Source organism: Kitasatospora sp. NPDC101183 (genome assembly GCF_044767945.1).
In the GTDB taxonomy this organism is placed as follows: Bacteria; Actinomycetota; Actinomycetes; order Streptomycetales; family Streptomycetaceae; genus Kitasatospora.
On the sequence record NZ_JBIWOW010000028.1, the window covers coordinates 29271 to 49377 of the forward strand.

At 73.6% G+C, this 20107-nt stretch carries 15 protein-coding genes; 10 read left to right on the forward strand and 5 right to left on the reverse strand.

Translation table 11 applies throughout. The features are described 5' to 3' along the window. Positions 1 to 49 precede the first annotated feature (49 nt). Complete coding sequence (locus tag ACIRRS_RS31060; RefSeq protein ID WP_402977758.1) at positions 50 to 2335, reverse strand: FdhF/YdeP family oxidoreductase; 2286 nt, start codon at positions 2333 to 2335, stop codon at positions 50 to 52. Between the two features lie 147 nt (positions 2336 to 2482). On the opposite strand from ACIRRS_RS31060, the gene ACIRRS_RS31065 reads away from it, so the two are divergent. Continuing rightward, positions 2483 to 4336: a protein kinase gene (locus ACIRRS_RS31065; protein WP_402977761.1), complete on the forward strand. Its 1854-nt coding sequence runs from the start codon at positions 2483 to 2485 to the stop codon at positions 4334 to 4336. 33 nt (positions 4337 to 4369) lie between these two features. On the opposite strand, the gene ACIRRS_RS31070 is transcribed toward ACIRRS_RS31065, so the two are convergent. Next, positions 4370 to 6298 (reverse strand): FAD/NAD(P)-binding protein, encoded by a 1929-nt coding sequence (locus ACIRRS_RS31070; RefSeq protein WP_402977764.1) that lies wholly within the window; start codon positions 6296 to 6298, stop codon positions 4370 to 4372. Next, a complete protein-coding gene (locus tag ACIRRS_RS31075; protein ID WP_402977767.1) occupies positions 6295 to 7287 on the reverse strand; it encodes an amino acid ABC transporter permease in 993 nt (330 codons plus the stop codon). The genes ACIRRS_RS31070 and ACIRRS_RS31075 overlap by 4 nt, the downstream gene beginning before the upstream one ends. 655 nt (positions 7288 to 7942) lie before the next feature. Here ACIRRS_RS31075 and ACIRRS_RS31080 point away from each other — a divergent pair. The 6 genes from ACIRRS_RS31080 (at position 7943) to ACIRRS_RS31105 (ending at position 13671) form a co-directional block, all read left to right on the forward strand. Continuing rightward, on the forward strand, positions 7943 to 8503 hold the full coding sequence (locus ACIRRS_RS31080; RefSeq protein WP_402977770.1) for a GNAT family N-acetyltransferase: 561 nt from the start codon (positions 7943 to 7945) through the stop codon (positions 8501 to 8503). After that, a complete protein-coding gene (locus tag ACIRRS_RS31085; protein WP_402977773.1) occupies positions 8500 to 9447 on the forward strand; it encodes an ABC transporter substrate-binding protein in 948 nt (315 codons plus the stop codon). Before ACIRRS_RS31080 ends, ACIRRS_RS31085 begins: the two co-directional genes overlap by 4 nt. A gap of 37 nt (positions 9448 to 9484) precedes the next feature. Then, positions 9485 to 10528: an amino acid ABC transporter permease gene (locus ACIRRS_RS31090; RefSeq protein ID WP_402977776.1), complete on the forward strand. Its 1044-nt coding sequence runs from the start codon at positions 9485 to 9487 to the stop codon at positions 10526 to 10528. Positions 10529 to 10563: 35 nt separating this feature from the next. Continuing rightward, complete coding sequence (locus tag ACIRRS_RS31095; protein WP_402977941.1) at positions 10564 to 11316, forward strand: amino acid ABC transporter ATP-binding protein; 753 nt, start codon at positions 10564 to 10566, stop codon at positions 11314 to 11316. Positions 11317 to 11373: 57 nt separating this feature from the next. Then, a complete protein-coding gene (locus ACIRRS_RS31100) occupies positions 11374 to 12363 on the forward strand; it encodes an ABC transporter substrate-binding protein (protein ID WP_402977779.1) in 990 nt (329 codons plus the stop codon). Positions 12364 to 12459: 96 nt separating this feature from the next. Next, positions 12460 to 13671, forward strand: coding sequence for a serine/threonine-protein kinase (locus ACIRRS_RS31105; protein WP_402977782.1), 1212 nt, complete (start codon positions 12460 to 12462; stop codon positions 13669 to 13671). On the opposite strand, the gene ACIRRS_RS31110 is transcribed toward ACIRRS_RS31105, so the two are convergent. Further along, positions 13621 to 14325 (reverse strand): MBL fold metallo-hydrolase, encoded by a 705-nt coding sequence (locus ACIRRS_RS31110; protein ID WP_402977784.1) that lies wholly within the window; start codon positions 14323 to 14325, stop codon positions 13621 to 13623. The two genes, ACIRRS_RS31105 and ACIRRS_RS31110, sit on opposite strands and share 51 nt — an antisense overlap. 293 nt (positions 14326 to 14618) lie before the next feature. Between ACIRRS_RS31110 and ACIRRS_RS31115 the strand changes: the two genes are divergently transcribed. Further along, a complete protein-coding gene (locus tag ACIRRS_RS31115; protein ID WP_402977787.1) occupies positions 14619 to 15470 on the forward strand; it encodes a fumarylacetoacetate hydrolase family protein in 852 nt (283 codons plus the stop codon). Between the two features lie 71 nt (positions 15471 to 15541). Here the strand turns inward: ACIRRS_RS31115 and ACIRRS_RS31120 are convergent, their stop codons facing one another. Then, the gene (locus ACIRRS_RS31120) at positions 15542 to 16315 is read right to left on the reverse strand and encodes a TetR/AcrR family transcriptional regulator (RefSeq protein ID WP_402977789.1); all 774 of its coding nucleotides are present in this window, start codon (positions 16313 to 16315) and stop codon (positions 15542 to 15544) included. Positions 16316 to 16468: 153 nt separating this feature from the next. Between ACIRRS_RS31120 and ACIRRS_RS31125 the strand changes: the two genes are divergently transcribed. Together ACIRRS_RS31125 and ACIRRS_RS31130 are read left to right on the forward strand one after the other, a co-directional pair. Next, positions 16469 to 18181: a DUF885 domain-containing protein gene (locus tag ACIRRS_RS31125; RefSeq protein ID WP_402977792.1), complete on the forward strand. Its 1713-nt coding sequence runs from the start codon at positions 16469 to 16471 to the stop codon at positions 18179 to 18181. A gap of 182 nt (positions 18182 to 18363) precedes the next feature. Next, the gene (locus ACIRRS_RS31130) at positions 18364 to 19968 is read left to right on the forward strand and encodes an MFS transporter (protein ID WP_402977795.1); all 1605 of its coding nucleotides are present in this window, start codon (positions 18364 to 18366) and stop codon (positions 19966 to 19968) included. Positions 19969 to 20107 lie beyond the last annotated feature (139 nt).

Genomic DNA, 20107 nt, shown 5'->3' on the forward strand with positions numbered 1-20107 from the left:
CGGCGATCGCCGGGCGGCCCCTTCGCGTTCTGACCGGGCTGTCAGGCTGTCAGGCCGTCGGGCCGGAGTCCGGGGCGAAGCGGACGACGACGGCCTTGGAGGTCGGGGTGTTGCTGATGTCGGCCGTGGAGTCCAGCGGGACGAGCACGTTGGTCTCCGGGTAGTACGCCGCCGCGCCGCCCCGCGCCACGGGGTAGTGGACGACCCGGAAGTGCGGGGCGCGCCGCTCGACGCCGTCCCGCCACTCGCTCACCAGGTCCACGAACCCGCCCTCGACCAGGCCGAGTTCGGCCGCGTCCGCCGGGTTGACCAGGACGACGCGGCGGCCGCCCTTGATGCCCCGGTAGCGGTCGTCGAGGCCGTAGACCGTGGTGTTGTACTGGTCGTGGGAGCGCAGGGTCTGGAGCAGCAGGCGGCCCGGCGGGACCTCGGGGGCGGTCAGCGGGTTGACCGTGAAGTTGGCCTTGCCGGTGGCGGTCGGGAAGGTACGGGTGTCGCGCGGGCCGTGCGGGAGGGTGAAGCCGCCGGGGCGGCGGACCTTGTCGTTGAAGCCGTCGAATCCGGGCACCACGCGGGCGATCCGCTCGCGCAGGGTGTCGTAGTCGGCGGCGAACTCCTCCCAGGGCACGTCGTCCTGCGGCCCGAGGGCGGCCCGGGCCAGGCGGCAGACGATCGCCGTCTCGGAGAGCAGCCCGGGCGCGGGCGGGCGCAGGCCGCCGCGCGAGGAGTGGACCTGGCCCATCGAGTCCTCGACGGTGACGAACTGGGCGCCGGCGGGGGTCACGTCCCGGTCGGTGCGGCCGAGGGTGGGCAGGACGAGGGCGCGGGCGCCGGTGACCACGTGCGAGCGGTTGAGCTTGGTGGAGACGTGGACGGTCAGCCGGCAGCGGCGCATCGCGGCCTCGGTGACCTCGGTGTCCGGCGTCGCGGCGACGAAGTTGCCGCCCATCGCGAAGAACACCTTCACCCGGCCGTCGCGCATGGCGCGGATGGTGTCCACCGAGTCGAGGCCGTGCTCGCGCGGCGGCTCGAAGCCGAACTCCGCGCCCAGCGCGTCCAGGAAGGCGGCGGAGGGCCGCTCGAAGATTCCCATCGTCCGGTCGCCCTGGACGTTGCTGTGGCCGCGCACCGGGCAGACGCCGGCGCCCGGGCGGCCGATGTTGCCGCGCAGCAGCAGGAAGTTGACCACCTCGCGGATGGTCGGGACGGCGTGCTTGTGCTGGGTGAGGCCCATCGCCCAGCAGACGACGACCTTCTGGGAGGCCAGGACCATCCGGCCCAGCTCCTCGATCTGCTCCCAGGGCAGGCCGGTGGCGGCGAGGACCTCCTCGCGGTCGGTCGCGAGGGCCTGGGCCTCGAACTCCTCGTAGCCGTGGCAGTGTTCGGCGACGAAGGCGCGGTCCACGCCGTCCGCCTCCAGCACGATCCGGTTGAGGGCGCGGAAGAGCGCCAGGTCCCCGCCGAGGCGGATCTGGAGGAACAGGTCGGTCAGCTTGGTGCCGTGGCCGACCAGGCCGCGCGCGTGCTGCGGGTTCTTGAAGCGCTCCAGGCCCGCCTCCGGCAGCGGGTTGACGCTCACGATCGTGGCGCCGGCCCGCTTGGCGCGCTCCAGGGCGGAGAGCATCCGGGGGTGGTTGGTGCCGGGGTTCTGGCCGGCCACGATGATCAGGTCGGCCTGGTAGAGGTCCTTGAGGGAGACGCTGCCCTTGCCGATGCCGATGGTCTCGGTGAGCGCCGAACCGGAGGACTCGTGGCACATGTTGGAGCAGTCCGGCAGGTTGTTGGTGCCGAGCCGGCGGGCGAACAGCTGGTAGGCGAAGGCGGCCTCGTTGCTGGTGCGCCCGGAGGTGTAGAAGGCGGCGCCGTCCGGGGTGTCGAGGGCGCGCAGCTCCTCGGCGATCAGCGCGAAGGCGTCGTCCCAGGAGATCGGCGTGTAGTGGGTCGCGCCCTCGTCGAGCAGCATCGGCTCGGTGAGGCGGCCCTGCTGGCCGAGCCAGTAGCCGGAGCGTCCGGCGAGGTCGGCGATCGGGTGGGCGGCGAAGAAGTCGGCGCGCACCCGGCGTTCGGTGGCCTCCTCGGCGACGGCCTTGGCGCCGTTCTCGCAGAACTCGGCGAGGTGCGGCTTGTCCGGCTCCGGCCAGGCGCAGCCGGGGCAGTCGAAGCCCTTGTGCTGGTTGACCTTGCTGAGCGTCGCGAGGGTGCGTACGGCGCCCATCTGCTCGGTGGCCATCCGCAGGCTGTGGCCGACGGCGGGCAGGCCGGCGGCCGCGTGCTGGGGCGCGGAGACCTCGGGGGCGTCCTGCGCCGGGTCGCTCTGCGGGGCCTGCTTGGCCATGACTGCGCTCCTCGGGCTGTGCCTGCTCGGGCCGCCGCACCGTCGCGGGGCCCGGTGTCCATCCTTCCACCCACGTGGAGGCAGGGGGAGGGGAGGCGCCCGACCTCGGTAGAGTCTGCTCGTCACGAGCGGAAGGGGGAGGGGCACGTGCGGGTCGGAGACGTCCTCGACGGTCGGTACGAGCTGCTGGAGAAGCTCGGACAGGGCGGCTTCGGGGTGGTGTGGAAGGCGCAGGACACCCGGATGCAGCGGCCGGTGGCCGTCAAGGTCATCGGGCACCACGGCGGCGACCAGGCGAAGGCCGCGCTGCGGTTCGTCCGGGAGGCGTGTGCGGCGGGCAACCTGTCGCACCCGCACATCGTCACCGTGCACGACCTCGGGCAGAGCGAGGTCGGTGGCGAGCAGGTGACCTTCCTGGTCATGGAGATGCTGATCGGGCGCACCCTGACGCAGGTGCTGCGCGAGGGGGTGCCCGGGCCCGCGCAGAGCCTGCGCTGGGGGCGGCAGATCTGCGGGGCGCTGGCGGCGGCGCACGACGCCGGGATGGTGCACCGGGACATCAAGCCGGACAACATCATGATCACCGACTCGGGCCGGCTCAAGGTGCTGGACTTCGGCATCGCACAGCTCGACACGGGCATGGGCGGGCTGACCACCACCGGGACGATCGTCGGCAGCCCCGCGTACATGGCGCCCGAGCGGTGGACCGGCGGGCGGGTGGACGGGCGGGCGGACCTGTACGCGCTCGGCTGCGTGCTCGTCGAACTCTTCACCGGGGCACGGCCGTTCGGCGGGGACTCCACGCCGGTGCTGATGTACCAGCACCTCAACGAGCCGCCGCCGGTGCTGGACCCGGCGCAGTTCGGGCTGCCGCCGCAGGTGGCCGCGCTGGTCACCGACCTGCTGGCCAAGGACCCGGAGCAGCGGCCGGAGGACGCCCGGACCGTCGAGCGGCGGCTGGCGGAGCTGGCCGAGCGGCGCGGTGAGGGGGCGGCGGCGACCGTACGGGAGGAGCCGGGCGCGGCGGTCGTTCAGGCTCCGCCGGTGGTTCAGGCCGCGCCGGTGGTTCAGGCGCCGCCGATGCCCGCCGCGCCGCCGCCCGCCCCGGCGCAGCCGCCGGGGGTGCCCGGGGTGCCCGGCGCTCCTGGGGTGCCCACGCCCTCGCAGGTGCTGTCCCCGCTGACCACGCCGCCCGTGGTCGCCGTCGCGGCCTCCGACGCCGTACGGGCCTCGCTGCACGAGCGGCGCTCGGCCGCGTACCGGGCCGCGACGGCGGGCGAGTCGGCGATCCAGCTCCAGGCGATCGCGCAGGAGTGCGTGGCCGCGCTCGGGGCCGCCGACCGGGACACCCTGTGCACCTGGCGGGACTTCTCCTGGTACCTCAGCCGGGCGGGGGACCTCGACGGCGCGATCCGGCTGCTGCTCACCGTCGTGGAGGACATGCGGACGGCCTTCGGCCCGGCCGACCCCGACACCGTCAGCGCCCGCTACCACCTGGCCTGGTGCGTCGGGGAGGGCGGCGCCGAGGTCACCGCGATCCGGCTGCTGTCCGAGCTGCTGCCCGACCTGCACGTGGCCGGCGGCCCGCAGGACGAGCGGGTGCTCAAGACCCGGCACGACATCGCCGTGCGCCAGGCCAACCGGGGCGACCTCAACGGGGCCGTCGCCGGGCTGCGGGCGCTGCTGCCGGACCTCACGCAGACGCTCGGCGAGCGCCACCCCAGCACCGTCCAGGCCTGGCAGGACCTGATGTCCTTCCAGCAGCGGCTGGCCGTCAGCGGCACCAAGCGCCGCAACCGGCCGCCGAAGATGAGCCGGGGGGAGGCGCTGCTGCTGGTGCGCCGCCTGCGGGTGTGGAGCTTCGTCAACGACCGGGACGCGGCGCTGGCGGTGCAGGCGCTGGAGCGCGGGATCGGGCTCAAGGGCGTCGCCGGTGTGGTGTTCGACGCGCCGGACCACGTCTCGGACGAGGACCTGGTGGAGGAGATCTTCGGCCCGTAGGCCACCGGGCACTGCTCGCACTGCTCGCGCCGCTCATGCGGCCAGCACCGCCGCCGGGAGCGCCGCCAGGGCCCGCAGCAGGGCCCGGGCGGCGGCGTCGTTCTGGCGGAAGCCCGGGGAGTTCGTCCGGGGCCGGGCGAAGGCGGCGGCCGAGCGCAGGCTGGTGTGCGGGCCGAGGGCGGTGCGGCGCGGGTGCGGTTCGCCGCCGAGGGAGGGGTCGCGCAGGCGGCCGTCCTCGGGGGTGATGGTGACCAGCCCGGAGCGGTGGGTGTACTCCTCGTCGGCGACTACCTCCTCCACCACCCGTCCGGCGCGGTGGAGTTCGCGCAGCAGCGGGTCCCCGGTGCGGCTCAGCGCGTGTTTGGGCAGGTACGCCTCGATCAGCGCGGTGGCGGTGACGGCGTGGCCCGGCACGGTGGTGCCGGAGGCCCGCCAGGTGCCGGTGGCCTCGTCCCGGTGGATGCGGACGTTCGCGCCGAGGAACCCCACCACCCCGGCCTCGGAGAGCGCGAGCAGCTGGCGCAGCCGGAAGCCGGGCGGGCCGGAGGCGAGGAAGCTGAAGTAGCCGAAGAACCACTCGTCGGCCTCCTCGGCGATCGAGCGGGCGGTGAGCCGGCCGCTCGCCAGCACCCGGGGGAGCTGGCCGAAGATCGACAGCAGGGCGAGGAAGGCGCCGAGGTCGGCGCTGTGGGCGGGGTCGGCGCGGCGGTCGGCGTCCTCGGTGACGTACGCGCGCAGGTGGGCCTGGAGCTGCTCGTCGGTGGCGAGTTCGAGGCCGGCCAGCGGGTGGTCGAGGCGCTCGAAGTCGATCCGGTCGGCCGGGTCGGGGACGGCCTCGGCCTCCAGGGCGGCGCGCTCGGGGGTGTACCAGCCGTGGGCGTCGAAGCGGGCGAGGAACTCCGTCCAGGGCAGGGCGGTGCGCTCCGGGTGGGCGTGGAACAGCTCGTGGTAGTGCCCGAAGGCGATCTCCTGGGCCATCAACGGCCAGAAGTCGCGCCGCAGTTCGAGCGGGCCATCGCCCGCGAGGGCGCCGTCCACGGCGGCCGCGTCGAAGTAGCGGGGGAGCGGGGCGGGCGGGCCCTGGAGGCGGTAGCCGGTCTTGGAGTGGTACGGCACGCCGCGCCGGGAGCCGAGGTGCAGCACCGGTTCGCGGCCCGAGGGCAGGTAGCGCAGGGCCGGGCCCTCGCCGACGGGCTCGAAGCGGCCGCCACGGCCCTCGGTGAGCAGGGAGATCAGGTCGACGGCGGCCAGGCCCAGGCCGCGCACCACCACCTGCTCGCCGGGGGTGAGGGCCGCCAACTCCCGTGCCACGTCGGCGGAGTAGGCGGGCGGGAGGTGGAAGCGGCCGTGCCGGGCGGCGAACTCGGCGTCGGCCGCGTGGCGCGGGTGCGGCGCGGAGTCGAGGTGGCCGAGGGTGAGGGCGACGTGGTCGGCGGTGAGCGTGGTGCCGTCGTCGAGGAGGACGCGCTGGGGGCCGTCGGCCGGTCCGTCGATCCGGTGGGCCCGGGTGCGGTGGAGGGTCACGGTGATGTGCGGGGGCAGGTCGGCGACGGCGCGGCGGAACGTCCAGTCCAGGTAGGCGCTCTGGGCGCGGCGGGTGGGGAAGTCGGTGGGTGCGAGGGCGTGCAGCTCGGCCCGTACGGCCGGGTCGGCGACCTCCCGGTAGGGGGCGAACTCCCGCTGGGCGCGGGCCCATTCGGCGAGGGAGGGGCCGGGGCGGACGGGGCCCTCGATGGTGGAGCGCTCGTCGGTGAACATGGTGACGTCCTCGGCCATCGAGTTCATCCGCAGCAGCGGGGACTGGTCGGCGCGCCAGATCCGGCCGGCGCCGGGCGGGTACGGGTCGACGAGGTGGATCTCCAACGGTCGCTCGGAGGGCAGGAGTTCGGCGGCGTTGGCGGCGATCCGCTCCAGCAGCCCGGTGCCGCGCGGCCCGGCGCCCACGATCACGAGGACGCTCATGCCTTGACCGCCGCCCGACGGAAGGCGGCGCGGGCGCGCTGCAGCGGAGTGGGCGGGAGGCCGTCGCGGGTGGCGCCCTTGGCGAAGTGCCGCTCCACGTAGTACTGGCCGACGGACAGCACGGTGGTGACCACCAGGTACCAGATGGTGGCGACCATCAGCATCGGGATGACCCGGTAGGACTGCAGGTAGACCAGCTGCACCGAGTAGAGCAGGTCGGAGACGGCCAGCACGCTGACGATGCTGGTGCCCTTGAGCGCGCCGATCAGCATGTTCCCGGCCGTCGGCACGATCGAGCGCATCGCCTGCGGCACCACGATCCGCCGCAGCACCCGCCACCGGCCGAGCCCGAGCGCGGCGGCCGCCTCCAGCTGGCCCCGGTCCACGGAGAGGATGCCGCCGCGGATCACCTTGGCCGCGTAGGCCGTCTCCAGCAGGGTCAGGCCGATGACGGCGGTCAGGGTGGGCCCGATCAGGTTGACGGTCTTCACGGTGACGAATTCGGGCCCGAAGGGGATGCCCAGGCCGAGGGTCGGGTAGAGCGCGCCGATGTTGAAGAAGAACAGCAGCTGCACCAGCGGCGGGGTGGAGCGGAAGATCCAGATGTAGCCCCAGCTCAGCGTGCGCAGCACGGGGTTGTCGGACAGCCGCATGGTGGCGAGGACGGTGCCGAGGACGAAGCCCAGGGCGAGGGTGACGAAGGTCAGCCACAGGGTCAGGGTGAGGCCGTTGAGGACGGACCGGGCGGTGAACCACTCGGCGACGACGCTCCACTGGAAGGCGTCGTTGCGGACCAGCGAGCCGACCGCCATCACGGCGAGCAGCAGCGCGACGGCAGCGGCGGCCCACTGGCCGGGCTTGCGGCGGGCGACGATGCGGGCCTCGGCGTTCTCGTCGTGTGCGGGATCGTCGCGTGCGGGATCGTCGTGGACGGGGGAGGGCTTGTCGAGTACGGGCTGCACGGGCAGGACGTCCGGCGGGGTGGCCATGGCTTCGGCTCCAGGCGGGGAGTGCGGGCGGGGCGTGGGTACGGGCGGTCGTCACGTACGGGCCTGCGCCGGGCCGGCGTCCCTCAACGCGGCCGGGCACGGTGGTGCTGCACTCCGCGTCGATCGTACGCATGTGCGTCTCGCGGCTGTCAAGGGTGGCGAGGGGTCCCGGAGGGCCGGTGGGCGGGCGTCTCGGAAGTGACAGGAGATCGCAACAGTGCGGCAATGATGGACGGTTGACGGGGCACTCGGACGACTGTTCACTTGTGGCCATGAACGCCGCGCAGCCCCTGGTCACCCGCGACCACATCGACTTCGGTCGGGTGTGGTCCGCGGCGTGTCGCGGCTGACCCGGCGGCGGGCCGCCCGTCCGGCCTGATCTTCCCCGGGGAGCCTCCCTCGGTCTTCCCCGTCGCGGGCCGGTGTCGTCCGGCCGCCGCCTCTTTCGACTGACGCATCGTCAGTTCTTCTCCCCCGTCCGAGACTTCGCGCTGCGCTCCGGCAGTCCGCCCCGTCCCGTACCGGTCCTCGTCACGTCCCCGCCCACCCGCGAGCACGCTCCCGCCTGCCCGGCGCCACCGGCCGCCCCGCCGCGGCCCCCTCCGGCCTGCCCACCCGCGGCCGGCGGCTCCACCCCGCCCCGAAAGGTCCCGTCATGCCCGTCGAAGTCCTCGGCCGCGCCGCCGCCCCCGGCGAGGGCCCGCAGGAGGAGCCGCGCGCCCCGGAGTTCCGCCGGGCCGCCGTGGAGGACCCGCTGGTCGAGCCGCTGCTGCGCGAGCTCGCCGAGGAGTACGTGAGCCGCTACGGGCCCCAGGGCGGCGAGGAGATGACCCGCTACCCGGCGGAGCTGTTCACCGAGGCCCACGGCGGGGTGCTGCTGCTCCTGCTGGAGGACGGCGAGCCCGTCGCCGGAGGCGCGTACAAGCGCTACGACGACCGCACCGCCGAGGTGAAGCGCATGTGGACGCACTCGGCGCACCGCCGCCGGGGCCTCGCCCGCCGGGTGCTGGCCGAGCTGGAGCGCACCGCCCTCGCCGCCGGCTACGACCGGATCTACCTCACCACCGGGCCCCTCCAGCCCGAGGCCCGCGGCCTCTATCTGGCCACCGGCTACACCCCGCTGTTCGACGTCACCGCCGATCCGCTGACCATCGGCCCGCTGCCCTTCGAGAAGCAGCTGGCCCCGGCGGTTCCCGCCCCGAAAGGCCGTCCGTGAAGCGCACCACCGCCCGCCGCCTGCCCGTCCTCGCCTTCGCCGCGCTGCCCGTCCTGGGCCTCACCGGCTGCGGCTCGGACCCGAAGATCGTGGGCGCCACCGGGGCGAGCGCGCCCGCCGTCACCGCCACCGAGGACGTCGTCTCCGGGGTCGCGAAGTCGGAGGCCGCCGCCGGCCTGCTGCCCGAGGAGGTCCGCAAGGCCGGCACGGTGAAGTTCGGCTCCGCCTTCGGCGCCCCGCCCGGGGCCTACTACCCGGACCCGGCCACCAAGAAGGCCGCCGGCATCGACATCGACTTCTCGGACGCCGTCGCCAAGGTCCTCGGCCTGACGGTGCAGCGCGAGGAGGCCGCCTTCGAGACCATCCTCCCGGCTCTGGGCAGCGGCAAGTACGACGTCGGCACCGGCAACTTCGGGGTCACCACGGCCCGGCTCAAGACCATCGACTTCGTCACCTACATCGACGACGGCCAGGGCTTCGCGGTCAAGAAGGGCGACACCGCGCTCCAACCGGTCACCGACCTGGTGCAGCTGTGCGGCCTGACCATCGGCACCGGCGCCGGCACCACCTTCGAGAGCACCCTCAACAGCAAGAAGGGCGTCTGCGCGGACGCGGGCAAGAAGCCGTACGACGTCCGGGCGTTCAGCGAGAACGGCGCGCTGCTCACCGCCGTCCAGCAGGGCAGGGTGGACGTCCAGATGTCCACCATCAACGGCCTGCGCTACCAGGCCGCGAGCGAGGCCGCCGGGGTCCGGTTCCTCAGCGAGTTCCACCGGCTGGACGTCGGCTTCGCCTTCGCGAAGGGCTCCAAGCTCACCCCGGCCTTCCAGGCGGCGGTCAACCAGCTGATCAAGGACGGGACGTACGACCGGATCCTCAAGAAGTGGGGCGTCACGGACTCCGCCATCAAGGAGTCGCAGATCAGCCCGCCCGAACACCCGTGATCCGCCAGGCCGTTGAAGGAGCCCCGAAGGAGCCCCGATGACCGTCACCACCGACACCGCCGCCTCCGCCGCCCGCCCCAGACCCGCCCGCGGCCGGAGCCGCAGCGCCCCGGCCGTCCACAGGCTCGACTCGCCGGAGGAACTGGAGGAGCTGGAGGGACTCAGGACCGTCCCCGCCCGCCACCCCTGGCGCTGGGCCGCCGGGGCCCTCGCGATCGTGCTGCTGCTCCAGTTCGGCCACGGCCTGGCCACCAACCCCGGCTGGGACTGGCCGACCTTCCGCTCCTACTTCACCGCCGACGTGATCGTCACCTCCGTCGGCCGCACCCTCGAACTCACTGCTTACGGAACCCTGTTGGGCTTCGTCCTCGGCGCCGGGGTGGCCGCCCTGCGGCTGTCCCGCAGCGTGATCCTGCAGACCATCGCCTGGGCGTACGTCTGGGTGTTCCGCTCGATCCCGCTGATCGTGCAGCTGGTGTTCTGGTTCAACCTCTCCTACCTGTACAAGAGCTTCGGCTTCGGCATCCCCTTCGGCCCGACCTTCGGCGACTTCAGGACCGTGGACGTGCTCAGCGCCCTGGGCGCCGCCGTGCTCGGGCTCGGCCTGCACCAGGCCGCGTTCGCCGCCGAGATCATCCGCGGCGGCGTCCTCGGCGTGGACCCCGGCCAGCGCGAGGCGGCCGCCGCCCTCGGCATCCCGCGCGGGCGCCAGGCCTGGCGGATCGTGCTGCCGCAGGCCATGCGCGGCATCCTGCCGGCCGCCGCCAACGAGGTGATCTCGCTGCTCAAGGGCACCTCGGTGGTCTACGTGATGGCGATCGGCGAACTCTTCTACCAGGCGCAGGTGGTGTACGGCCGCACGGGCCGGGTGGTGCCGCTGCTGATGGTCGCCACCGTCTGGTACGTGGTGCTGACCACCGTGCTGTCCGTCGGCCAGTACTACGTCGAGCGGTACTTCGCCCGGGGCTCCGAGCGCACCCCGCCGCCCACCCCCTGGCAGCGCCTGCGCGCCTTCGCCCGGAGCCTGCCCGACACCGCCCGCACCGCCCGTACGGCCCGCACCGATGGAGGACGACCGTGACCACGCTGACCAAGGCCGAGGCCGCGGCGCCCCCGATGGTGCGGGTGCGCGGGCTGCACAAGAGCTACGGCGACCTGGAGGTGCTGCGCGGCGTCGACCTCGACGTCCCGGCCGGCTCGGTGACGGTGGTGCTGGGCCCGTCCGGCTCCGGCAAGTCGACCCTGCTGCGCGCCATCAACCACCTGGAGAAGCTCGACCGGGGCTACGTCGCCATCGACGGCGAGCTGATCGGCTACCGCCGCGTCGGCGACCGGCTGCACGAGCTCAAGGAGCGCGAGGTGCTGCGCCAGCGCACCGGCATCGGCTTCGTGTTCCAGAACTTCAACCTGTTCCCGCACCTCACGGTGCTGGAGAACATCGTCGAGGCGCCCGTCGCCGCGCTGCGCCGGCCCAGGGCCGAGGCCAGGGGCGCGGCGCTGGCCCTGCTGGAGCGGGTCGGGCTGGCCGACAAGGCCTCCGCCTACCCCCGGCAGCTCTCCGGCGGCCAGCAGCAGCGGGTGGCGATCGCCCGGGCGCTGGCCCTGGAGCCCAAGGTGCTGCTGTTCGACGAGCCGACCTCCGCGCTCGACCCGGAGCTGGTCGGCGAGGTCCTCGACGTGATCAAGGACCTCGCGCGCAGCGGCACCACGATGATCGTCGTCACCCACGAGATCGGCTTCGCCCGCGAGGTGGCCGACACCGTGGTGTTCATGGACGGCGGCGCGGTCGTCGAGCAGGGCCCGCCCGCCGAGGTGCTGGACCGCCCGCAGCAGGAGCGCACCCGGGCCTTCCTGGCCAAGGTCCTCTGACTCCCCTTCTTCCCGTACGACCCGATCAACCCCCTTTCACCGAGCAGGAGTTCCGCCGTGTCCGTACCCCGTCGCGCCCTCGTGACCGCCGCCGCCGCATCCGTCGCCGCCCTCACCCTGGCCGCCTGCGGCAGCGGGGCCACGGGCGCCTCGGCGGACCTCGCCCCCGCCAAGGGCTCCGTCGCGCCCAACGGCGTCACGGTGAACCTCTCGCCGAACCAGAACCGGGTGACCACGCCCAAAGTGGACGCGATCGCTGCGCTGGTTCCGGAGGAGATCAGGAAGAGAGGCACGCTGACGGTCGTCGACTCCCTCGGCACGACGCCGCCGCTGGACTTCTACGCCAACGACGACAAGACGATCATCGGCGTGGAGCCCGACCTCGCCACGCTGATCGGCAACGTGCTCGGCCTCAAGGTCGAGTTCACCCCGGTGTCCTGGGAGAACATCTTCGTCGGCCTGGACAGCGGCAAGTACGACGTCGGCATCTCCAACATCACCGTCACCGAGGCCCGCAAGGAGAAGTACGACTTCTCCACCTACCGGCTGGACATCCTCGGCTTCGAGGCCAAGAAGGGCAGCGGCCTCAAGGTCACCGGCGCCGCCGACCTGGCCGGAAAGTCCGTCGGCGTCAGCTCCGGCACCAACCAGGAGAAGCTGCTGATCGCCTGGAGCGAGGAGAACACCAAGGCCGGCCGCAAGCCGATCGACATCAAGTACTTCCAGGGCACCGAGTTCTACCTCGCGCTCTCCTCCGGCCGCATCGACGCCTACGTCGGCCCCAACCCCAACCTCGCCTTCCACGTCGCGCAGACCGGCGAGAGCGAGATCGTCGGGACGTACTCCGGCGGCGGCGCCGACGTCCAGGGCAAGATCGCGACCACCACCAAGAAGGACAACGGGCTCAACCAGGCCCTCAACCAGGCACTCAACGAGGTGATCAAGAACGGCGCCTACGGCCAGGTGCTCAAGCGCTGGGGCCTGGACAACGAGGCCGTGCCCACCTCCGAGATCAACCCGCCCGGCCTTCCCAAGGTGAACCCGTAAGATCGCGAGACCCGTTCACCCGTTCGTCCCCGACCGCCGCTATGGTGGCCCGACTCCGGCGAACGCCGGGCGGGGACGGGCGGGTTGGGGGCGTACATGCGGCAGGGGGACCTGCTCGACGGCCGGTACCGGCTGGCGGAACAGCTGGGCAAGGGCGGCTTCGGCGTCGTCTGGAAGGCGGTCGACACCGTGCTCGACCGCGAGGTCGCGGTGAAGCTGCTGCGCGCCGAGCACGCCACCGACCAGGATTCCGTGCAGCGGTTCGTCCGCGAGGCCAAGGCGGCCGGCGGGCTGAACGACCGGCACATCGTCACCGTGCACGACTACGGCCGGATCCTCGACGGCGAGGGCGAGATCCACTACCTGGTGATGGAACTCGTCCAGGGCCGGGCGCTGTCCGCCGTCCTCAAGGAGGAGCGGCCCGAGCACGCGCTCGCGCTCAAGTGGATGGGCCACGTCTGCAAGGCGCTGGACGCGGCGCACCGCAAGGGCGTCGTCCACCGCGACATCAAGCCCGAGAACGTCATGATCGGCGCGGACCAGCGCGCCAAGGTGGTGGACTTCGGCATCGCCCGGCTGCTCAGCCAGTCCGGCGCCGGCCTCACCTCCGCCGGTGTCGTCGTCGGCACCGTGCCCTACCTGGCCCCCGAGTGCTGGGGCGACGGCGTCGTCGACGGCCGCGCCGACCTCTACGCGCTCGGCGTCATGCTGTACGAGGTGTGCGCCGGCCGCCGCCCGCTCCGCGCCGACACCCCGATGGGGTACATGACCAAGCACGCCACCGAGATCCCGCCCCGGCTGCGCAGCCTCGACCCGGCCCTCGCCGACCTCGTCGCCGAACTGCTCGCCAAGGACCCGGACGACCGGCCCGCCACCGCCGCCGAGGTCCGCGCCCGGCTGCGCGGGATCCGGCCCGGGATGCTGAGCCCGGACGACCCCAGCCCCGAGCAGCTGCGCCGCCGCGCCGACCAGGCCTGGCGCCACGGCGAGGAGGGCGCCCACGGCAAGGCCGTCGAGATGCTCACCGCGCTGCTGCCCGACCTCGCCCGGATCTGCGGCCCCGCCGACCCGCGCACCCTGCGCACCTGCCACGACCTGGCCCTGTGGCTGGCCCGCGACGGCCGCCCGGGCGCGGCGGTGGCGCTGCTGCGCGAGCTGCTGCCCGGCCTCGCCGCCGAGCCCGCCGCCCGCGCCGACGTCGAGCGCGACCTGCGGCACTGGCAGGCGGTGGCGGAGCGCGAGGGCGGGGGAGAGGCGCTAGGGACGGACCTGGCGGGCCTGCTCGGAGGCGGCGCGCAGGGCCGCTGAGGCGCCCTCGGCGATCGGGTCTCCGTGCCCGAACACGGCCGTCTCCACCGGCAGCGCCGCCAGCCGGTGGAAGGACTCCAGGGCCAGCGCCGGATCGGTGTGGAACACCCCCGGCCGGGTGGTCCCGCCGACGTTGCTCGCGATGTCCCCGGTGAACAGCACGCCCGGGCCCGGCAGGTGCAGCGCGATGCTCCCCTCGGTGTGCCCGGGCACGTGCAGCACCACCGCGCCGCCGCCGATGTCCAGCACGTCGCCCTCGCCGACCTCCCGGTGCACGGGGCAGGGCTCGGCGGGCGGTATCGGCGGCAGCCCGTCCCACAGCTCCTGCTCGAACGGGCTCAGCACGGGCGGGACGGGCGGCTGCTCGCGGCGGATCACCGGGGCGTCCAGGCGGTGCGCGACCACCTCGGCGCACCAGCGGCGGGCGAGTTCGGCGGCCGATCCGGTGTGGTCCTCGTGGTGGTGGGTGAGGACGATGCGCCGCAGCGCGGCCGGGTCGAGCCCGATCTCGCGCACGGCCCGTTCGACGTCCTGGGCCGATCCGGCGATGCCGGTGTCGACCAGGGTGAGGCCGTGGGGGTCGCGCCACAGGTAGGCGGCGCCGAACTCCAGCATGATCATGTGCAACTCGTCGCGTACCCGGATGATCTCCATGGCTCGGAATCCTGGGCCCTCGGGCCCGGCCGCGCCCGCCCGTTCGCCCACGGCGCAGCCCCGCGGGAGCCGGGGGCGGGAGCGGGTACGGGCGCGGGGCGGGCGCGGGGCGGGCGCGGTCAATCGTGCGGGCGCCCGATCCGACCCGGGCCGCGCCCCGCCGGGTTGGGAGGATTTCGCCCATCGGGACGCCCTGGCCCGGCGCCCGGGCCGTTGATATACCTCGTCACCGGACTCCGGAGCGGTGCCCTCGCCGCCCCGGTGAGCTGCGACGAAAGGCTGGTGACGGATCGATGAAGCTCCTGCGCGTCGGACCGAGGGGTGCCGAGCGCCCGGTCCTGCTGGGCCAGGACGGCACCGCGTACGACCTCTCGGGGCGGACCCGCGACCTCGACGGGGAGTTCCTCTCCGGGCTCGACACCGCCGCCCTGGCCCGGGAGGCGGCCTCCGGCGCCCTGCCGGTGGTCGACCTGGACGGCCTGCGGGTGGGCGCTCCGGTGGCCCGCCCGGGCAAGGTGGTCGGCATCGGGCTCAACTACCGCGACCACGCGGCGGAGGCGGGGGCGGCGATCCCGTCCGAGCCGGTGGTCTTCCTCAAGCCGTCCAACACCGTGGTCGGCCCGTACGACGAGGTGCTGGTGCCGCGCGGCGGCGAGAAGACGGACTACGAGGCCGAGTTGGCGATCGTGATCGGCCGCACCGGCCGGTACCTGGAGTCGCACGCCGAGGCGGCCGGGGTGATCGCCGGGTACACGATCGCCAACGACGTCACCGAGCGGGCCTTCCAGTTCGAGCGCGGCGGCCAGTGGGACAAGGGCAAGTCGGCGGAGACCTTCACCCCGCTCGGCCCCTGGCTGGTCACCGCCGACGAGGTGCCCGACCCGCAGGCGCTGACCCTGCGGCTGTGGGTCAACGGCGAGCAGCGCCAGCACGGCAGCACCTCGGAGATGATCTTCCCGGTGCTCGAACTCGTCCGCTACGTCAGCCGGTTCACGGTGCTGGACCCGGGCGACGTGATCATCACCGGCACCCCGGCCGGCGTGACCCTGGGCCGCCCGGGCACGCCGTTCCTCGCCCCGGGGGACGTCGTCGAGATCGAGGTCGACGGCCTCGGCCGCCAGCGCCAGGTGCTCGGCAAGGCGTGACGCCCTGAGCGGCCCCGACCCTTGGCACGGGGGTCGGGAGCCGGGAGCCGGGAGCCGGGAGCGGGGCAGCGTCACCGTACGGACAGCACCTCGCGCAGCCTCGCCGCGCGCGGCGCGTCCGGGCCCTCCAGGGTGAGCAGCAGCGTCAGCACGTCCGCCGTCTGCGGGTCGTGCAGCGCCGTCGCCGCCGCCATCGCCGTGAACTGGTCCACCAGCCAGTCGCGCAGCTCCGCCACCGGCAGCGCGCGCCCCTCGTCCAGCCAGGTCAGCGAGGCCCCCTCGACCACCGCGATCCAGGAGCGCACCAGCAGCGTGAGGCGCGGACCGGCCTCCCGCACGCCCAGGTGCCGCAGCGTGCGCCGTAGCGCCGCGCGCCGGACGTCGTCGACGATCGCCGTGGTGCGGGCCGTCTCCACCACCGAACCGCCGCGCAGCAGCGCCGAGTAGCCCGCGTCGTGCTCGGCGACGAACGCGAAGTAGCCGTCCAGCACCGCCGCCAGCTGCTGGGAGGGCGTGCCGGCCACCGGCACCGCGAAGCGGCTGGTCAGCTCGTCCGCCGCGGAGCGCAGCGCCGCCTCGTACAACTGCTGCTTGCCGCCCGCGAAGTAGCGGTAGACCAGCGGGCGGGAGGCGCCGGCCGCCTCTGCCACGTCGTCGAGGCTCACCTCCTCGGGCGCCCTGGAGGCGAACAGCTCCAGGGCGACGGCGATCAGCTGTTCGCGCCGCTGCTGCACCGGCAGCCGCCGGTAGCCGGAGCGTCGCGGTCGCGGCTCGGACGCGGTCGGGGCGGGCGGGGTGGTCGGGGCGGGGATCGGGCCGTCTGCCGTGGTGGGGCGGGCTTCCATGCCGGTCAGCGTAATGGGCAACGGGCCGATCCGGTCCTGTCTCCACAGGGTTGTTTCCGAACGGACGTCCGTGCGCGGCGGGCCTGCGGGAACGCTCACCGATCGTGATCGCCGAGGTCTTGCAATCGCCCGGTGCCACGCGATGATGTCCGGATGGCTGAAGAACTGATCACCACCGACGGCACCACCCCGCGCCGCCTCGCCGACGAGTACGTTCGCGAACTGGCCGAGCTCAACCCGCTGATCGCGGTCTACCTCGGCCTCAACCCCGAGAGCGACGCGCTGCCCGACCTCTCCCCGGCCGGCGCCGAGGCCCTCGCCGACCTGGCCCGCCGCACCCTGGCCCGCCTGGACGAGGCCGAGCGCGCCACCGCCGAGGGCGAGGACGCGGACGCGGAGCGCCGCTGCGCCCGGCTGCTGCGCGAGCGCCTCCTCGCCGAACTCGCCGTCCACGACGCGGGGGAGAGCTACCGCTCGCTGCGCAACCTGGGCTCACCGGTGCACGACCTGCGGGAGTCCTTCACCCTGATGGCCACCGGCACCGACGCCGAGTGGGGGGTCGTCGGCCGCCGCCTGGCCCGCGTCCCGCTGGCGCTGGAGCAGTACCGCCAGACCCTCGCCGAGGGCGTGGAGCGCGGCCTGCTCTCCGGCCCGCGCCAGGTGTCCACCGTCATCGGCCAGTTCGGCGAGTGGCTCTCGGGCGACGTCCCCGGCGGATGGTTCGGCGCCTTCGTCCAGGAGGCCCCCGAGTCGCTGCGCGGTGAGCTGGCCGCCCACGCCGTGGGCGCCGCCGAGGCGCTGGCCGGGCTGCGCGACTGGCTGAGCGAGGTGTACGGCCCGGCCGTCGCCGGCACCCCGGACCCGGTGGGCCGCGAGCGATACGGCCGCTTCGTCCGCTTCTGGACGGGCTCCGACCTGGACCTCGACGAGGCCTACGCCTGGGCCTGGGGCGAGTTCCACGACCTGCGCGCCCAGATGGAGACCGAGGCCGAGAAGGTCCTGCCCGGCCAGGGCCCGATGGCCGCCATGAAGTGGCTGGAGACGGACGGCCCGGCCGTCGAGGGCTCCGAGGCCGCCCGCGAGTACCTCCAGGGCCTGATGGACCAGGCCGTCCGGGACCTCCAGGGCACCCACTTCGACCTGGCCGAGCCCATCACCCGCGTCGAGTCCCGCCTGGCCCCGGCCGGCAGCGCCGCCGCGCCGTACTACACCCCGCCGTCGCTGGACTTCAGCCGCCCCGGCCGCACCTGGCTGCCGGTGCTCGGCGGGGACCGCTTCCCCGTCTGGGACCTCGTCTCGACCTGGTACCACGAGGGCGTCCCCGGCCACCACCTCCAGCTCGCGCAGTGGGTGTACGTCTCCGACCGGCTCTCGACGTACCAGTCGAGCCTCGGCGGCGTCAGCGCCAACATGGAGGGCTGGGCGCTGTACGCCGAGCGCCTGATGGACGAGCTGGGCTACCTCACCGACCCGGGCCACCGCCTCGGCTACCTCAACGCCCAGATGATGCGCGCGCTGCGGGTCATCGTCGACATCGGCATGCACGTCGGCCTGTCCTTCCCCGCCGACTCCCCGTACCGCCCGGGCGAGCCCGTCACCCCCGAGCACGCCCGGGAGTTCTTCGGCCTCTACTGCGGCCTGTCGGCCGAGTTCCTGGACAGCGAGCTGGTCCGCTACCTCGGCCTGCCGGGCCAGGCGATCGGCTACAAGCTGGGCGAGCGCGCCTGGCTGACCGGCCGGGCGGCGGCGAGGGCCGCGCACGAGGCGCGCGGCGAGGAGTTCGACCTCAAGGCCTGGCACATGGCGGCGCTCTCGCAGGGCTCGCTCGGCCTGGACGACCTGGTCGCGGAGCTGTCCGCGCTCTGACCCCGTTCACCGAGGCACCGCCGACCAGGCCCCCGAGGCTCCGACCGGAGTCCCAAGGGGCCTGGTCCTTTTGTCCCATCCTGAGCGATTTGGCCAGGTTTTTCCTTGCGATCGGCCCGCTGCGGAGTTCGACTGGAAGACGACTGCGTGACCTCTCCGAACCACTCCGGAAGGCTCGACCAGTGTCTTCACAACCAGCCACCGGTCATGAGCAGGCGGACAGCCGCCGCTGGTGGGCACTGGCGGTCATCGCCATCGCCCAGCTCATGATCGTCCTCGACATCACCATCGTGAACATCGCCCTGCCGTCCGCCCAGCGGGACCTCGGCATCTCCGACGCCAACCGGCAATGGGTGATCACGGCCTACACCCTCGCCTTCGGCGGCCTGCTGCTCCTCGGCGGACGCCTGGGCGACCTCTTCGGCCGCAAGCGCGTCTTCACCATCGGCCTGCTCGGCTTCGCCCTCGCCTCCGCCATCGGCGGCGCGGCGGCCAGCCCCGCCATGCTCTTCGGCGCCCGCGCCCTCCAGGGCGGCTTCGGCGCCCTGCTCGCCCCCTCCGCGCTGGGGCTGCTCTCCACCACCTTCACCAACCCGAAGGAACGCAGTACGGCCTTCGGCATCTTCGGCGCCATCGCGGGCGGCGGCGCCGCCATCGGCTTCATCGCCGGCGGCCTGCTGACCGAGTACCTGAACTGGCGCTGGTGCCTGTTCGTCAACACCCCGATCGCCGTCGCGACCGCCTTCGCCGCCTTCTCCGTGCTCAACCGCGACCACGTCGAGAAGGGCCGCCGGATCAAACTCGACCTGCCGGGGGCGCTGCTCGGCAGCGCCGGCCTGCTGGCGATCGTCTACGGCACCTCCGAGGCCGTCACCCGGGGCTGGGTGGACGCCCTGGTGCTGGGCTCGCTGATCGGCGGCGTCGCGCTGCTGGCGGTGTTCGTCCTGGTCGAGAAGCGCTCGCGGCACCCGCTGCTGCCGATCCACATCGTGGCCGACCGCAACCGCGGCGGCGGCGCGCTCTCCGTGGGCCTGGCCATGGTCGGCATGTTCGGCCTGTTCCTGTTCCTGACGTACTACCTCCAGGCCATCAAGCACTTCTCGCCGGTCGTCTCCGGCCTGTCCTTCCTGCCGATGACGGCCGCCATCGTGATCAGCTCGACGGGCTTCGCGGCCCGGCTGATGACCAGGGTGCCGTCCCGGAACCTGATCGGCCCCGGACTGCTGCTGGCCGCCGGAGGCATGGCCTGGCTGACCCAGATGAAGGTGGACAGCCCGTGGGCCGGGATGGTGCTCCCCGCGGAGCTGCTGCTCGGCTTCGGCATGGGCATGGTGTTCATGCCCTCGATGAGCCTGGCCACCCTCGGCGTCGCCCCGAACGAGGCCGGCGCCGCCTCGGCCACCATCAACTCGGCCCAGCAGGTGGGCGGTTCGGTCGGCACGGCGCTGCTGAACACCGTCGCCGCCAGCGCCACCGCGACGTACCTGTCGACCCGGATCGGCGCGAGCCCGCTGGTGAAGGCGCAGGGCGCGGTGCACGGCTACGTCACCGCGACCTGGGTGGCGATGGGCGTGCTGCTGCTGGCCGCGCTGGTCGCGTTCGTGATGATCGACCACCGGCCGGCGCCCGGCGAGGCGACCACCGTCCCCGGCGGCGCGAGCGCACCGGCCGTACGGACCGCCGCGACGACCGCGACCGCGCAGCCCGTGGAGGTCGCCGCACGGCTGAACGAGGAGGAGGCGGCGGCCGTCGTCGCCCCCACCGACCGGAGGAGAACCGGCGGATAGCGCTCTGACCTGCGAACTCGCCGACGGGCGAAGAGGCTTACCGGGAGGTCGGTGACATTTTTCTCATCGACCTCCAAGCCCCCGGTAACGACCTTTCCAGGCTGAGACGGCATAGTCGTTGATCGGTACACCACCATCC